At 62.7% G+C, this 15,991-nt stretch carries 14 protein-coding genes; 4 read left to right on the top strand and 10 right to left on the bottom strand.

Features of this window, described 5'->3' with window-relative positions:
• Positions 1–47 precede the first annotated feature (47 nt).
• From VWY75_RS19415 to VWY75_RS19405, 3 genes are all read right to left on the bottom strand, one after another.
• The gene (locus VWY75_RS19415) at positions 48–1,529 is read right to left on the bottom strand and encodes an AMP nucleosidase (protein ID WP_416537808.1); all 1,482 of its coding nucleotides are present in this window, start codon (positions 1,527–1,529) and stop codon (positions 48–50) included.
• A gap of 96 nt (positions 1,530–1,625) precedes the next feature.
• Entirely contained in the window at positions 1,626–3,446 is a 1,821-nt protein-coding gene (ade, locus tag VWY75_RS19410; RefSeq protein WP_340547023.1) for an adenine deaminase, read from the bottom strand.
• Between the two features lie 108 nt (positions 3,447–3,554).
• Complete coding sequence (locus VWY75_RS19405; RefSeq protein ID WP_416537809.1) at positions 3,555–4,499, bottom strand: GlxA family transcriptional regulator; 945 nt, start codon at positions 4,497–4,499, stop codon at positions 3,555–3,557.
• A gap of 89 nt (positions 4,500–4,588) precedes the next feature.
• On the opposite strand from VWY75_RS19405, the gene VWY75_RS19400 reads away from it, so the two are divergent.
• The 3 genes from VWY75_RS19400 (at position 4,589) to VWY75_RS19390 (ending at position 8,876) form a co-directional block, all read left to right on the top strand.
• Positions 4,589–5,752, top strand: coding sequence for an acyl-CoA dehydrogenase family protein (locus tag VWY75_RS19400; protein ID WP_416537810.1), 1,164 nt, complete (start codon positions 4,589–4,591; stop codon positions 5,750–5,752).
• A 285-nt stretch (positions 5,753–6,037) separates the two neighbouring features.
• A complete protein-coding gene (locus tag VWY75_RS19395; RefSeq protein WP_416537819.1) occupies positions 6,038–8,098 on the top strand; it encodes an acetate--CoA ligase family protein in 2,061 nt (686 codons plus the stop codon).
• Positions 8,091–8,876, top strand: a complete 786-nt coding sequence (locus VWY75_RS19390) for a carnitinyl-CoA dehydratase (protein ID WP_416537811.1) — start codon at positions 8,091–8,093, stop codon at positions 8,874–8,876. The genes VWY75_RS19395 and VWY75_RS19390 overlap by 8 nt, the downstream gene beginning before the upstream one ends.
• Before the next feature lie 171 nt (positions 8,877–9,047).
• Here the strand turns inward: VWY75_RS19390 and VWY75_RS19385 are convergent, their stop codons facing one another.
• Complete coding sequence (locus tag VWY75_RS19385) at positions 9,048–9,683, bottom strand: class I SAM-dependent DNA methyltransferase (protein WP_416537812.1); 636 nt, start codon at positions 9,681–9,683, stop codon at positions 9,048–9,050.
• Positions 9,684–9,756: 73 nt separating this feature from the next.
• Between VWY75_RS19385 and VWY75_RS19380 the strand changes: the two genes are divergently transcribed.
• Positions 9,757–10,644: an SDR family oxidoreductase gene (locus tag VWY75_RS19380; protein ID WP_416537813.1), complete on the top strand. Its 888-nt coding sequence runs from the start codon at positions 9,757–9,759 to the stop codon at positions 10,642–10,644.
• Here the strand turns inward: VWY75_RS19380 and dxs are convergent.
• The 6 genes from dxs to VWY75_RS19350 all read right to left on the bottom strand — a co-directional run bounded on the left by dxs (position 10,641) and on the right by VWY75_RS19350 (position 15,987).
• The gene (dxs, locus tag VWY75_RS19375) at positions 10,641–12,569 is read right to left on the bottom strand and encodes a 1-deoxy-D-xylulose-5-phosphate synthase (protein WP_416537814.1); all 1,929 of its coding nucleotides are present in this window, start codon (positions 12,567–12,569) and stop codon (positions 10,641–10,643) included. The two genes, VWY75_RS19380 and dxs, sit on opposite strands and share 4 nt — an antisense overlap.
• A gap of 59 nt (positions 12,570–12,628) precedes the next feature.
• The gene (locus VWY75_RS19370; RefSeq protein ID WP_416537815.1) at positions 12,629–13,513 is read right to left on the bottom strand and encodes a polyprenyl synthetase family protein; all 885 of its coding nucleotides are present in this window, start codon (positions 13,511–13,513) and stop codon (positions 12,629–12,631) included.
• A gap of 3 nt (positions 13,514–13,516) precedes the next feature.
• The gene (locus VWY75_RS19365) at positions 13,517–13,774 is read right to left on the bottom strand and encodes an exodeoxyribonuclease VII small subunit (protein ID WP_061050169.1); all 258 of its coding nucleotides are present in this window, start codon (positions 13,772–13,774) and stop codon (positions 13,517–13,519) included.
• Complete coding sequence (locus VWY75_RS19360) at positions 13,771–14,697, bottom strand: histone deacetylase family protein (protein ID WP_416537816.1); 927 nt, start codon at positions 14,695–14,697, stop codon at positions 13,771–13,773. Before VWY75_RS19360 ends, VWY75_RS19365 begins: the two co-directional genes overlap by 4 nt.
• 79 nt (positions 14,698–14,776) lie before the next feature.
• The gene (locus VWY75_RS19355) at positions 14,777–15,478 is read right to left on the bottom strand and encodes a response regulator (RefSeq protein ID WP_260102750.1); all 702 of its coding nucleotides are present in this window, start codon (positions 15,476–15,478) and stop codon (positions 14,777–14,779) included.
• Positions 15,475–15,987 carry a MarR family winged helix-turn-helix transcriptional regulator gene (locus VWY75_RS19350; protein WP_260102749.1) on the bottom strand — a complete coding sequence of 171 codons (513 nt, stop codon included), beginning with the start codon at positions 15,985–15,987 and terminating at the stop codon, positions 15,475–15,477. The genes VWY75_RS19355 and VWY75_RS19350 overlap by 4 nt, the downstream gene beginning before the upstream one ends.
• Between the last annotated feature and the right edge of the window lie 4 nt (positions 15,988–15,991).

The raw sequence follows: 15,991 nt of genomic DNA, 5'->3' as shown, positions 1-15,991 counted from the left end.
AACCCCATAAAATAGGGGTTTTTGAAGAATTAGCGGGAAAATCACCCTCAGAGAAAGGCTGTTTCGTCAAAGGAACGCAGTTTTCGGCTGTGCAAACGTTCCAATGGCATGCCACGCAACTGCTCCATCGCCTTTATCCCGATCTGCAAATGGCGGGCAACCTGGGTGTGATAAAACTCAGATGCCATCCCCGGTAGCTTCAGTTCGCCATGCAGCGGCTTGTCCGACACACAGAGCAGCGTTCCGTAGGGCACCCGGAAACGATAGCCATTGGCGGCGATGGTGGCGCTTTCCATATCCAGCGCGATGGCACGGGATTGCGACAGTCTTTGCACGGGGCCGGATTGATCGCGCAGTTCCCAATTGCGGTTGTCGATGGTGGCAACGGTGCCGGTCCGCATGATCCGCTTCAGGTCGTAGCCTTCCAGCTCCGTCACCTCGGCCACCGCATCCTCAAGCGCGACCTGGATTTCCGCCAGTGCCGGAATCGGGGTCCAGATCGGCAGATCGTCGTCCAGAACGTGATCCTCGCGCAGATAGCCGTGCCCCAGCACAAAATCGCCCAGCGTCTGAGTGTTGCGCAGCCCGGCACAGTGACCGACCATCAGCCAGGCGTGCGGGCGCAATACCGCGATATGGTCGGTGGCGGTCTTGGCGTTCGACGGGCCGACGCCGATATTGACCAGCGTGATGCCCGAGCCGTCCTGCCGTTTCAGGTGATAGGTCGGCATCTGCGGCAGCTTCGCAATCGGCGGGATCTCCGTGTCCGCGCTGGTGATTTCATGATCGCCGGTGGTGACAAAGCTGCTGTAGCCAGAGTCCGGATCCGCCAGCTGCGCACGGGCGTAGGCTTCGAACTCGGCGACATAGAACTGGTAGTTGGTGAACAGCACGTGATTTTGAAAATGCTGCGGGTCGGTTGCCGTGTAATGCGACAGCCGGGCCAGCGAATAATCAATGCGCTGCGCGGTAAAGAGCGACAGCGGACCAATATTGTCCGGCGACTGATAGGTGCCGTTTACAATGTCGTCATTGGTGGTCGCCAGGTCCGGCACGTCGAAGACATCGCGCAGCGTGAAACCGGCAGCGCCTTCCTGTGGGACCGTCAGGCTGGGATCGGCCGCCACGGCAAAATGCACCGGGATTGGCGTATCTGAGACAGCGATGGTCACCGGCTGTCCGTGGTTGCGGATCAGCAGGCCGATTTGTTGGGTCAGGTAATGCCGGAACAGATCCGGGCGGGTCACCGTGGTTGCATAGGTGCCGGGGGCCGACACATGCCCATAGCTCAGTCGGCTGTCGACCTGTGCAAAAGACGACGTGGTAAAGCGGATCTCAGGGTAGAATGCGCGGATACGCGGGGTGGTCCCGGTGCTGCCGACGGAGGGACCATCGGTCAGGATGCGCGAAAACTCGGCGCATAGAAACTGCGTCGCCTCGCGGTACAGCTGCTCCAACCGGGCAACGGCCGCCGCGGCATCTGTAAACTCTTCTGCTGCCGGAAGCTGCGGGATCTTAACTGTTGTCATGATTATGCTCGATCACTGAAAAACGGGGGCACTCTGCCATCGGATGACGGGGTGGCTCTGGAATGGACACGGGGGCCGGCCGACACGCGCCGGGGGTCAGGACGGCCCGGCGCTTGCGATGACTGGTATCTTCTCGAAGCTGCGCACATCCACCAGCCCCAGATCGGAAATTCGCAATTCGGGGATCACCACCAGCGCCAGCAGGGAATGCTGCATATAGGCGTTGTTGAGCTTGCAGCCGCAGGTCTCCATCGCCTCGACCATCTTCTGCGCCTTGGCGGCAACCTCCGTCGCGGGGCTGTCGGACATCAGCCCGGCGATGGGCAACTCAACCAGAGCCAGCTCCTGTCCTTCGCGGAAGATGGTGATGCCGCCGCCCACCTCGGCCAGACGATTGGCCGCCAGCGCCATCTGCGCGCGGTCAGTGCCGACCACGATCATATGGTGGCTGTCATGCGCCACGGTGGAGGCCATCGCCATCTTGCCGCTGTAGCCAAAGCCGGAGACAAAGGCGTTGGTGACGCCACCCGTCGCCCGGTGGCGTTCCACCAATGCAATCTGGCAGATGTCGCCCGCCTCGGCCAATGTGGCCTCGACCAGCCCGTCCTGCACCGGCAGCTCGGCCTGTAGCGCTTTGGTCGGGGCCTGGTTCTCAACCACACCGATGACATTGGCGGTGATCACATTTGCGCCCTCAGGCGCGGCGATCTCAAAATCCTCAGCGCCCAGCTGATGGCCCAGATGCACCGTGCCACGCGCGGTTTCGGGCCAGTCCAGATGCGGGCAATCCACGGTGATCTCGCCATCCTTGGCTACGATCTCGCCACGGGCAATCACCAGCTCGATCGGCAGGGTCTTCAGATCGGAGGTCAGGATCACATCCGCGCGCCGACCCGGGGTGATAGAGCCGATGTCACGCTCCAGCCCGAAATGCGTCGCGGTGTTGATCGTGGCCATCTGCAAGGCGATCAAAGGGTCACAGCCGCATTCAATCGCGTGGCGCACCACCCGGTTCATATGGCCGTCATTGACCAGCGTGCCGGAGTGGCAATCGTCGGTGCAAAGAATGAAATTGCGCGGATCCAGTCCCTTTTCGGTGATCGCGGTGATCTGCGCCTCAACGTCATACCAGGCCGAGCCGAGCCGCACCATCGCGCGCATCCCCTGTCGCATCCGGGCAATCGCGTCCGCCTCGCAGGTGCCTTCGTGGTCATCCGCCGGACCGCCAGCCACATAGGCTGCGAAATCCGGCCCCAGATCAGGCGAGGCATAATGCCCGCCAACGGTCTTGCCCGCGCGCTGGGTTGCGGCGATCTCTGCCAGCATCTTGGGATCGCCCGCTGCCACACCGGGAAAATTCATCATCTCGCCCAGCCCGATGATGCCCGGCCAGCTCATCGCCTCGGCCACATCCTCGGGCGAAATCTCATATCCGGTGGTTTCCAGCCCAGGCGCCGAGGGCGCGCAGCTCGGCATCTGGGTAAAGATATTGACCGGCTGCATCAGCGCCTCGTCATGCATCAGGCGCACGCCCTCCAGACCCAGGACATTGGCGATTTCATGCGGGTCGGTGAACATCGAGGTGGTGCCATGTGGGATCACCGCGCGGGCGAATTCTGCGGGGGTCAGCATCCCGCTTTCGATATGCATATGCGCATCACAGAGGCCGGGGATCATATAGCGCCCGTTGGCCTCGATCACCTCGGTGTCGGGGCCGGTGCAATAGCTGGCATCGGGGCCGACATAGGCGATGCGCCCGGCCACGATGGCGATGTCATGATCGGGCAGTTGTTCGCGGGTGTGAACATTGACCCAGACCCCCTGGCGGATCACCGTGTCCGCAGGGCGGCGACCTGCCGCAACTTCAATCAATTGGGGGGCTACATCGGGCCAGCTTGGGAATGCGATATCTGTCATGGCCCAATTGTTCTGATAACCCGCGCAAGCGCAAGACCCCTTGCGCGCTAGCGCAAACAATAGCTGCTTTTTGCAAATCAAGAGAACCACCAGCCTGTGTTGCGGCTGCTATCTCCGGGTGCGGCGCAGGTCTCTTGGCGTTGTGGCAAAGACGCTGCGAAAGGCGCGGGTCAACGCGCTGGGGTTCTCATAGCCGCAGCGCAGGGCGATCTCCGAGATGCTGAAATCCGTCTCTAACACAAGCCGTCTTGCCTGTTTCAATCGCAGATGCCGATATAGCGTCTGCGGCGTTGTGCCCAATTCACCCTGCGTGCGACGTGCCAGATCCCGCAGGCTCCGCCCAACCCGTCGCGCGACTTCGCCCAGCGGGAGCGGGGTTTCCAGATTGGCCTCCATCACCGCAATTGCACGCCCGACAGAGGCGCTGCGCACGGGTCTGGATGTCCCGGTCTCCCCTGGCTCGCCGCTCAGGAACAGGGCGGCAACATCCAGTCGCAGGGCCTGCCCGTGCTGTCGCGCGATCATGTCGAGGATCCCGTCAAAGGCTGCCATCGCGCCTGAGCATGTCAGCCGGTCCCGGTCCCACAGAAACCGGTGCATCTCGGCCTGAACGGTCGGAAACGCCTCGGCAAAGGCGTTGATCTCCGCGCTGTGGATGGTGGCGCGGTAGCCATCCAGAAGTCCGGCCTCAGCCAGCAGCCAGGCACCGGTATCGAATCCCGCCAATACGCCATAGCGCCGCTGCGCCGCCCGCAACCCGCGCGATGTGGCTTCGGTTGCATGGCGCAGATAGCGGTAGCTCGGCATGGCGATCAGCATATCGCCCTCAGCTTTGCTCAGCGGCGCCTGCGCGCTGACCTCCATCGCCGCCGATGACATCGCGGTATTGCCATCAAGCGTCACGAACCGCCAGGAGTACAGCGGTCGGCCTGCAAACGTATTGGCGGCCCGCAGCGGCTCCACCGTATTGGCAAGGCAATGGCCAGAGAACTGATCAAACAGCAATAGGTCGATCTGCTGCGTTGCAGCGTGTGGTTTCTTCCAGTTTGGCACGAAAATGTCCGATGCTGCACGATACTGACCGTATCCAGTCCTAGGCTCAGGTCAACGTCAACAGGGATCCCATCACGGGGGAGCAAGACATGCAATTTGGTCTGTCTGAAGAGCAGGCGATGATCGTGGAAACCACGCGCGCCTTTGTCACCAAGGAGCTCTATCCTCACGAGCTGGAGGTCGAACGCAGTGGCCATCTGCCAATGGAACGGGTCCGCGACATTCAGGCCAAGGCGATAGAGGCCGGGCTATACGCCGCCAACATGCCCGAAGAGGTGGGGGGTGCCGGCCTCGATACGCTGACCTGGCTGCTCTATGAAAAGGAGCTGGGCCGCGCCAATTACGCCCTGCACTGGACCTGCGTCGCACGCCCCTCGAATATCCTTCTGGCCGGCACGCCGGAGCAGAAAGAGAGATACCTCTACCCCTGCATTCGCGGTGAAAAATGGGACTGTCTTGCGATGACCGAACCGGGGGCTGGCTCTGACCTGCGCGGTATGACCGCGACAGCGCGCCCGGACGGCGATGACTTCGTTCTGAACGGGACCAAGCATTTCATTAGCCACGCGGATATCGCGGATTTTGCCATCGTTTTCATGGCCACGGGAGAAGACGACACAGCGCGCGGCCCGAAAAAGCGGATCACCGCCTTTTTCGTCGACAAGGGCACGCCGGGGTTCACTGTCCGTGACGGCTATCGCAACGTAAGCCACCGGGGCTATACCAATGCAGTGCTGGAGTTTGACGACTGTCGCCTGCCAATAACCGCAGTGCTGGGCGAGGTCGACAAGGGTTTTGATCTTGCCAACACCTGGCTTGGCGCCACCCGTCTTCAGGTGGCTGCGACCTGTCTGGGCCGGGCTGAGCGCGCCTTTGATCACGCGGTGTCCTACGCCGCAGAGCGTCGCCAGTTCGGCCAGCAGATTGGCAAGTTTCAGGGCATTTCCTTCAAACTTGCGGATATGGCAACAGAGCTGAAGGCCGCCAACCTGCTGACCTGGGAAGCCGCTTGGAAATTCGACCAGGGCAGTGTGACCGAGGCCGACATGTCGATGGCCAAGCTGAAGGCAACAGAAATGCTGGCGATGGTCGCGGATGAGGCGATCCAGATCCATGGCGGTATGGGGCTGATGGATGAACTGCCACTGGAGCGCATCTGGCGGGATGCTCGGGTGGAGCGCATCTGGGAAGGCACCAGCGAAATCCAGCGTCACATTATCAGCCGGGAGCTGTTGCGTCCGCATGGTGGTTGAAAGCATGGCGGCGACCGGTCTCAGGCTCTACCCGGACGCGTCGGGCGGGCGGGTCAGATTTCGCCTTCGGCGAGGGTATTTAAGGCCAGAAGATGCAGAAAGGATCAAGCCCCCGGAAGGGCGCTGCCGCAACCGGGGGCCATCTCCTGGCGCGGTCATCGGCGTCCCCGCCTGTACCGCCTGTCGAGGCTCGTCGATTCTGGTTAATGAAACCCTACCCATCTTCTGGCTCCAAATATCCTCGCCGAAGGCATCGGGCCCTCTGTTCAGGCGGGAGCCATGGCAATGATACGTGACTTCAGCACTTTGTTTCGGCCCTCTTCCATCGCGGTGATCGGTGGCGGTGCCTGGTGCCGTCAGGTGATCGAACAATTGCAGAAGATCGGGTTTTCCGGTCAGATCTGGCCGGTGCATCCGAAGGCTGCGGAGGTCTGCGGCTTGACGGCGTTTGCATCGGTGGATGATCTGCCCGCCGCGCCCGATGCCAGCTTTATCGGCGTCAACAGACACGCCACCGTCGAAGCGGTGGCGGCGCTCTCTCGCCGAGGGGCTGGGGGGGCGGTCTGTTTTGCCTCCGGTTTTCGCGAGGCCCAGAGGGAGGCCGGTGATGGGGCCGACCTGCAGAACCATCTTTTGCAAGCGGCGGGAGAGATGCCCATCCTCGGCCCTAACTGCTATGGGTTCATCAACTATCTGGATCAGGTATTGCTATGGCCGGATCAGCACGGTGGCGTGCCGGTGGAGCGCGGCGTGGCAATCCTCACCCAGAGCTCCAATATCGCGATCAATCTGACCATGCAGGCGCGTGGGCTGCCGATTGCTTATGTGGTTACCGTTGGCAATCAGGCGCAAAGCGATATCGCACAGATTGCGCGCGGCCTGCTGGAGGATCCGCGCGTAACCGCCATTGGCCTGCATATCGAAGGTGTCCGCGACCTGCGTGCCTTTGAATTGCTGGCGCATCAGGCGGCCGCCTGTGGAAAACCGATCGTGGCGCTGAAGGTCGGACGCTCGGATCAGGCGCAGGCGGCGACGCTGTCCCATACGGCGTCGCTTGCCGGTCAGGAGGCCGGTGCCGATGCGCTGTTGCGGCGCTGTGGTGTGGCACGGGTGGATGATTTGCCGGTATTTCTGGAAACGCTGAAGGTTCTGCATGTGCTTGGCCCGCGCGCCGGATGCCGGGTTGCGACGATCAGCTGCTCCGGGGGTGAAGCGAGCCTTGCTGCCGATCTCGGGCAGGCGCAGTCTGTGGTCTTTCCGCCGTTGTCCGACGGCCAGCATCAGGCGCTGCGCGCAGCCCTGGGCCCGATGGTCGCGCTGGCCAATCCTCTGGACTACCATACCTATATCTGGCGGGACGTGCCTGCGATGACCCGGGCGTTCAGCGCCATGGTGCATCCTGATCTGGATATGGTGATGCTCATCGTGGATTTCCCACGAGCAGACCGGTGTTCGGCCGAAGACTGGGCCTGCACGGTTGAGGCCGCAATAGCAACGCGGGCGCAAACCGGTGCGCCAATGGCCATGGTCGCCAGTTTGCCGGAACTGATGCCCGAAGAGACCGCGCAGCGGCTTATGGCGGCGGACGTGGTGCCGCTCTGCGGCCTGCGAGAGGCCATGGGCGCGGCGGCGGCGGCCAGTCGTATCGCGGTGCCATCTGATTTTCCCCTGGCCCTTCCAGGTCCGGTCTCAGGGGATGGCGACGCCAGTTTGATCCCCGAAGGCCTCGCGAAACAGCGTCTTGCGGCGGCCGGTCTGCGGGTTCCCCGAAGCCACAGGCTAAGCCGTGATGCGCTGGCAGAGAGCCTGCATGACATCGTGTCTGGGGTGGGGTTTCCGCTGGTGCTGAAGGGCGAAGGTTTCGCGCATAAGAGCGAGGCCGGGGCAGTGCGGTTGGACCTCCACTCGCCTGAGGCGGTCATGGAGGCGGCGCAGGAGATTGGCGCGGAACAATTGCTGCTGGAGGAGATGATCACCGGGACCGTGGCCGAGCTGTTGGTGGGGGTCATCAGGGATCCCGCCCATGGGTTCGTGCTGACGCTGGGTGCCGGTGGGGTGCTGAGCGAAGTGTTGCAGGACAGCCTGTCGCTGTTGCTGCCGGTGCATGAGGACATGCTGGAAGAGGCGCTGGATCAGCTGCGCATTGCCCCGCTGCTTGGCGGGTATCGCGGCGGCCCTGCGGCGGATCGTGTCGCAATTCTGCGCGCGATCCGCGCGGTTGAAGGCTATGTGCTTGCCCATCTGGACAGGCTGGAAGAACTTGAAATCAATCCGCTGATCTGTACGACCAGCGATGCCATAGCAGTGGATGCACTGCTGCGAGAGAGGGAAACCACCGATGACTGACACCCCCATTCGGACCCGCCGCGATGGCGCCATTCTGGAGATCACGCTGGACCGTCCAAAGGCCAACGCCATTGATCTGAAAACCAGCGTGGCCATGGGCGAGGTGTTTCGGGATTTTCGCGATGACCCCGACCTGCGCGTGGCAATTGTGACCGGGGGAGGCGAGAAATTCTTCTGCCCCGGCTGGGATCTGAAGGCCGCCGCCGACGGAGATGCGGTGGATGGCGACTATGGTGTCGGCGGCTTTGGGGGCCTGCAGGAGCTGCGCGATATGAACAAGCCGGTGATTGCGGCGGTGAATGGCATCGCCTGTGGCGGTGGTCTGGAATTGGCGCTGTCGGCGGATATGATTCTGGCCGCAGATCACGCGACATTTGCCCTGCCAGAGATCCGGTCGGGCACGGTGGCCGATGCCGCATCAATCAAACTGCCCAAGCGCATTCCCTATCACATTGCCATGGAACTCCTGCTGACCGGACGCTGGTTTGACGCCGAGGAGGCGCACCGCTGGGGGCTGGTGAACGAAATCCTGACTTCAGATCAGCTGATGGATCGGGCCTGGGAGCTGGCGCGGCTGCTCGCCTCCGGCCCGCCATTGGTCTATGCCGCGATCAAGGAGATTGTCCGCGACGCCGAGAATGCGAAGTTTCAGGATGCGATGAACCGGATCACCAAACGCCAGCTGCGCAGCGTTGATATTCTCTATGACAGCGAGGACCAGATGGAGGGCGCGCGCGCCTTTTCTGAGAAACGCGATCCGGTGTGGAAGGGCAGATAAGGCGCCGATGCGGCAGATGACCCCGCTGTTGTCCTGCGATTAACCTCAGCGCAGCCTAGACCCGGTAGGCGCTATTAAGTGTGGGCCCCGGCCCACAGCGAAGGTCAGCATGGCTGTGTCGCATCGGAGCCTGCATAGCCTCGGCGCTGCGCTGCACAATGCAGGCTGCTCCTAGACCTTGGTAAACACCGCAATCAGCGCCTTGTCCGTGCTGTGGGGGCCGGTGGCTTTGGGACCGTAGATGGCCACCTCCGGCAGGGTCAGCCCACGGATCCAGCCGCCCTTCTTAAGACGTTCGAGAGCCGCAGCAAAGCCGCAGCGGGCGGAAAACCGGGCATTGATGGCAAGCGCAAACACCGACCTCGGTCGGGCAAGGCGCAGGATACCCGGCAGAACCTCTGGTCCGACATGGCCGTGGGTGAAGGTTCCAGAGGAGACGACACCGGCATATGTGCCGCGTGGCACCGGGACGCCGGTGGTCAGATCCGCTTCGATGATATCGCGGTAGACATCCTTGCGCAGTGCCTGTGCCAGCATTTCAGGGCTGATATCGGTCGCATCTATCGGAGCAATGCCCTGCCGCTCCAGCGCGACGCCGCAGAGCCCGGTTCCTGCGCCGACATCCAGAACAGGGCCGCGCCCGTCGGCGGCAGCGAACAGGCGGGCCACCTGATCCGGCAGGATGTAATCCGATCCTGCGGCAAAGCTGCTGTCGTAGCTCTCGGCCCAATCGGCATAGAGCTGCCGGGAGTGCTGCGGCGTCTCCAGCCCGTAGGCGGCGGCCAGCGTGATCTGTTTTTGCGCCATGGCCACAGGAAATGCGGTTTTGACGCTTGAATGAAGTCTTGCACCCGCACAGGCTCGCGCGCATCTATGGCACATGACAAAAACGCTTCTCTGTCTTGGTCTTGGCTATTCCGCCCGCGCATTGGTCCCGCAGCTGCTTCGGGCCGGCTGGCGGGTCATAGGCACCACCCGATCCGCCGAGGATGCGGAACCTCTTGCAGGCGTTGAACTGATCACCTGGCCCGGTGCCCCCCTCTCGCTGGATGGGGTGACGCATATCCTGTCGTCCATCGGGCCGACCACTGACGGCGATCCTGTGCTGAACGAACTGGCCGGTGCTCTGGCAGAGGCGGCGCAGGGCGATACCCTGGAATGGGTGGGGTATCTCTCCACCACTGCTGTCTACGGCGACCATGACGGTGCCTGGGTGGATGAGAAGACGCCTGTAACCCCTTCCAGCCAGCGTGGCCGCTGGCGTGCCGCGGCTGAGACAGGCTGGCAGGCCATCCCCGATCTGCCGCTTCATATCTTTCGCCTCGCTGGGATCTACGGCCCCGGACGCGGCCCCTTTGCCAAGCTGATGGCCGGAAAGGCGCGCCGTATCGTGAAACCCGGTCAGGTGTTCTCGCGCATCCATGTGGACGATATCGCACAGGTTATCGCCGCTTCCATCGCACAGCCTGATCCCGGTGCGATCTACAACCTCTGTGATGATGATCCGGCCCCGCCACAGGATGTGCTGGGCTTTGCCGCCGAGCTGCTGGGCCTGCCGATCCCTGCCGAAGTCCCCTTCGATGAGGCCGGTATGACCCCGATGGCGCGCAGTTTCTATGGCGAGAACAAGCGCGTCAGAAACCAGCGTATCAAGGACGATCTGGGGGTGGAGCTGCTTTACCCAACCTATCGAGAGGGCCTGCGCGCGGTCCGCGCCGCCGAGGACCTCGAGACCTTCGTCCCGCCGCAGGAAACGACGGGGGTTTAGGCCCGCTTCTCTCCAATCGTCGCCACGCCCAACACGTCCAGAACCTTGGCTTCGATCTGTGGCGCGTTCATGGCGGCGACATTGTACATATCCGCGGGGCTGGCCTGGTCGATGAAGGTGTCGGGCAACACCATGGAGCGGAATTTCAATCCGCTGTCAAAGACGCCTTCCTCCGCCAGAAGCTGCGCCACATGGGAGCCGAAACCGCCCACTGCGCCTTCTTCAATGGTGATCAGCGCCTCGTGATCAGCGGCCAGCTGCAGGATCATGTCGCGGTCCAGCGGCTTGGCAAAACGTGCATCCGCAATTGTCGGGGTGATGCCTCTGGCGGCAAGCGCCTCGGCGGCCTTTTTCACCTCACCCAGCCGGGTGCCAAAGGACAGGATCGCCACGCGTTTGCCCGCCTGGATCATCCGGCCTTTGCCGATCTCCAGCACCTCCGGCACCTCGGGCATATCAACACCTTCGCCCTCACCGCGGGGGTAGCGGAAGGCAATCGGGCCGTCATCATAGGCGGCAGCGGTGGCTGTCATATGGGCCAGCTCGGCCTCATCAGCGGCGGCCATCACCACCATGCCCGGCAGGTTGGCCATATAGGCAATGTCGAAACTGCCCGCATGGGTCGCCCCGTCCGCACCGACCAGACCGGCGCGGTCGATGGCAAAGCGTACGGGCAGGCGCTGGATCGCCACGTCATGCACCACCTGATCATAACCGCGCTGCAAAAACGTGGAATACATCGCACAGAAGGGCTTCATCCCGCCGGCGGCCAGCGCGGCGGCAAAGGTCACGCCGTGCTGTTCGGCTATGCCGACGTCAAAGCAGCGCGAAGGGTAGCGTTCTGCCATCAGGCTCAATCCGGTGCCATCGGGCATCGCCGCCGTGACCGCGCAGATCTTGTCATCCTCAGCCGCCAGCCGCACCAGCTCCTTGCCAAAGACCGAGGTATAGGAGGGCGCGTTGGAGGGCGCTTTCTTCTGTTCGCCGGTCACCATGTCGAATTTTGCGGTGGCGTGGCCCTTGTCGCGGGCGCGTTCCGCCGGGGCATAACCTTTGCCCTTCTTCGTCAGCACATGGATCAGGATCGGACCGGTGGCGCGCGCCTTCACGGTGCGCAGGACCGGCAACAGCTGGTCCATATCGTGACCATCAATCGGCCCAAGGTAAGAAAAGCCCAGGCTTTCAAACAAGGTGCCGCCCACCGCCATGCCTTTCAGCATATCCTTGGCGCGCTTGGCGCCCTCGCGGAACGGTTCGGGCAGCAGGGATGCGGCCCCCTTTGCCACCGCTTTCAGTTCCTGAAAGGGTTCTTCGGCATATAGGCGCGACAGATAGGACGACAGCGCGCCAACCGGCGGCGCAATCGACATTTCATTGTCGTTCAGAATGACAATCAGCCGCTTGCCCAGATGGCCTGCGTTGTTCATCGCCTCAAACGCCATGCCGGCCGACATCGACCCATCGCCGATGACGGCAATTGCATCGCCGCTGCCTTCGGGAATGATACCGCCCAGATCCCGTGCCACGGCAAAACCAAGCGCAGCGCTGATCGAGGTGGAGCTATGGGCCGCGCCAAAGGGATCAAAGGGTGATTCCGAACGTTTGGTGAAACCGCTCAGCCCGTCCTTCATCCGCAATGTGCGAATGCGGTCGCGGCGACCAGTCAGGATTTTATGCGGATAGCACTGGTGCGAGACGTCCCAGATGATCTTGTCGCGGGGCGTGTCAAACACCGCATGAAGCGCGGTGGTCAGCTCGACAACACCCAGACCTGCGCCCAGATGGCCACCGGTGACGGAAACGGCGGAAATGGTTTCCTGCCGCAGTTCCTGTGCGACCTGCGTCAGCTGTGCATCGCTCAAGGATTTCAGATCCGCCGGGCGGGTGATCTGATCCAGAAGAGGGGTCTGGGGCCGGTCTGACATGGCAGCTCCTTGAGCGTTTGGCGGGCGTTTGGCTCTGACGAGGCGCGGTCTCTTGCGGCTCAGCTATCGCGCGAGATAACGAAGCGCGCGGTTTCCTTCAAGGTTTCGGCGGCATGACCATAGGGGGTCAGCGCCTCACAGGCCTGTTCCATCAGGGTTCTGGCGCGATCCTTCGCCGCGTCCAGCCCCAGAAGAGACACAAACGTGGCCTTGCCCGCTTCCGCATCCTTGCGCACGGCCTTGCCGACCTTGGCAGCATCGCCTTCCACATCCAAAATGTCATCGGCAATCTGAAAAGCAAGGCCAAGCGCATCGGCATAGCGTCGCAGCGGGCTGTCATCCGCCCCGGCCATGACCGCGCCAGCGGTGGCGGACCAGGCAATCAGGCAGCCGGTCTTGCGGTTCTGCAACTGGGTGATCTGATCCAGATTCAGCGGCCGCGCAGCGGTTTCAGCGGCGATATCCAGCATCTGACCGGAGACCATACCATCCTTGCCGGAGGATTGCGCCAGCCCGCGGATCAGGGTCAGCGCATGGGGTCCGATCTTGGGATCGGCAAGCAGCTCAAACGCAAATGTCTGTAAACTGTCCCCGGCCAGAACCGCCATCGCCTCATCCCATTTCCTGTGAACGGTGGGCTGGCCCCGGCGCAGATCATCGTCATCCATGCAGGGCAGATCGTCATGCACCAGCGAATAGGCGTGAATACATTCGATCGCCAGCGCCGCTTCAAGCGCGGCCTGTTCGGCAACCCCATGCAGGCGCGCGCTTTCCAGAACCAGAAACCCGCGCAGCATCTTGCCGCCGGTGATGGCATAGCGCATGGCCGCATGCAGCGGATCATTGCCGCCCAGCCGGGCCTCCATATGGGTGGTGATCCGGGTCTGGGCTTCTTTCAGCGCCTGGGCAAAGGGCCGGCTCTGCGTGTCTGCGGCGGCGCTCATGACTCAGCCGGCATCCAGCGGCTGGGTCCCGGTCGGCGTGCCTGCGGCATCTAGCGTGATTGCCGCCACCTTTTCCTCGGCCCGCTTCAGCTCGTCCTCGCAGCGCTTCTTCAGCGCGGCACCGCGCTCATAAAGCGCAATGGACGCATCCAGCGCCACATCGCCGCGCTCCAGCTGATCCACCACGGTTTCAAGCGCGCGCATCGCCTGCTCAAAACTCAGCTCGTCAACGGGTGTTTCTGGACTGGTGGTGTCGGTCATCTGCCTGCCTCTATCAATTCTTCCACATGGGCTTTGGCCGCTGCGGCCAGCGCGTTCAGATCATATCCACCTTCCAAAGTCGAGACGATACGCCCCGCGCAGATCTCCGCCGCCAGCGTGCAGAGTTCGCGGCTGAGCCAGCGGAAATCCTCGGTGCTCCAATTGAGTTCGGCCAGCGGATCATCCTGATGCGCGTCAAAGCCGGCGGAGATGACGATCAGCTCCGGCTTGAAGGTCCGCAGCCGCGGAAACACCTGATCGACATAGGCCGACCTCATGTGCACGCCCCCTGATCCGGGTGGCAGCGGCAGGTTCAGGATCTGGCCGTGCGCGCCGTCTTCCTCGGGGCGACCGGATCCCGGCCAGAGCGGCATCTGCTGGCTTGAGATGAACAGCGCCCGCGACTCATCCCACAATAGATCCTGCGTGCCATTGCCGTGATGCACGTCGAAATCCACCACCGCCACACGCGCCAGCCCATGGTGATCCAGCGCATGTTTGGCCGCCAGTGCGGCATTGCCAAAGAAGCAGAACCCCATCGCGTTCTCCGTCTCGGCATGGTGGCCGGGCGGGCGCACCGCGGCAAAGGCGTTCTGAACCTCGCCCGTCAGGACCATATCGACCGCGCGTACAGCTGCCCCCGCCGCGCGAAAGGCGGCATCCAACGATCCGGGCGACAGGAATGTATCGCCATCAATGCGACCAAATCCCTCCTGCGGCAGGCTGCGGCGCAGCTCCTCCAGATAGCTCTTTGGGTGAATGCGCAGGATATCGTCTTCCGCCGCCATCGGCGCGGTGACCCTGTGCAGGTCCAGCCCCGCCAGCGCATGCAGCACATGCTCCAGCCTCGCCACCCGCTCGGGATGGCCGTCGGGCGTCACATGCAGCAGGCAATCTGCGTGGGTTAACAAAGCGGTCGCCATGGCGCGTCCTTTTCTTCTGGCCGGAAATATCCCCGCCGGAGGCATGAAATCGCCGCGCAGCGGCTCCGGAACTCTGGGCCTAATCCGGTGCCAGCATATATCCTGCGCCGCGCACCGTCTGCAGATATTGCGGCTGCTTCGGGTTGGGCTCGATCTTGCGCCGCAGCCGGGTGATCTGCACATCCACGGCGCGTTCCTGCGCCTGACCACGGTCGCGGCCCAGATCCTCGACCAGTTTGGTGCGGCTCACCGGCTCGCCCGGACAGGCGGAGAAGATCTTCATCAGCTGGTTTTCGGTGCCGGTCAGTCGGATCAACTCCTCACCCTGCCACATCTCGCCGCGCTCGATATCATAGCGGATCGGTCCCAGATGCAGCACTTTGGGCGCGGCATCCTGGGCCGTGGGCTCAGGCATCCGCCGCAGGATTGCATTGATCCGCAACAACAGTTCTTTTGGCTCGAACGGTTTGGACAGATAGTCATCCGCGCCAGCTTCCAGACCCTCGATCCGGTCATCCGTTTCGCCCTTGGCGGTCAGCAGCAGGATCGGGGTGCTCAGGGTTTCGCGCAGCGACCGGGTGAGCGAAACCCCGTCCTCGCCCGGCATCATCACATCCAGGACGATCAGGTCGAAATCCAGCCCCGACAATACCCGCCGCGCATGAGCGGCATCGCGGGCGGCGGTGACCAGAAACCCGGCGCGCATCAGGAACTTCTTCAGCAGCCCGCGAATGCGCTCATCATCATCGACAATCAGCAGATGGGAATCGAACCGGGTCATGTGCCACTCTCCCGCAGCTTGGCATAGGCGCGCCGCATGTCGGCGTCCATCATCGCTTCCAGCACGCGCTTGAAGCCCTGCACCGCTTCCGGGCCGGCATCCTTGTAGGCGGTGCGCATCCGGGCGCGCTGCGCATCCGAAAGCTTGGCCTCCAGCGCACGCCCCTTGTCGGTCAGAAACAGATGCCGCTCGCGCTTGTCGGTGACCCCGACCCGGCTTTCCACCAGCCCATCACCGATCAGGGCCCGCAGCACCCGGTTTAGCGACTGTTTGGTCACCCCCAGAATGCTCAGCAGATTATTGACCGTCGTGCCCGGTGCACGATTGATAAAATGGATCGCCCGGTGATGTGCCCGACCATAGGCCATCTCAGCCAGAATACGATCCGGGTCTGCGGTAAATCCGCGATAGGCAAAGAACATCGCCTCAATGCCCTGCCGCAACTGCTCATCCGTCAGAAACAGCAGGCTTTCGCCGCCAAATCCCTGCCCCGGTCGCCCTTCTGCCATGGGT

This window comes from Phaeobacter sp. JH20_08 (genome assembly GCF_048056635.1).
GTDB lineage: Bacteria > Pseudomonadota > Alphaproteobacteria > Rhodobacterales > Rhodobacteraceae > Phaeobacter > Phaeobacter bryozoorum.
This window is presented reverse-complemented; position numbering and strand designations above follow the sequence as displayed.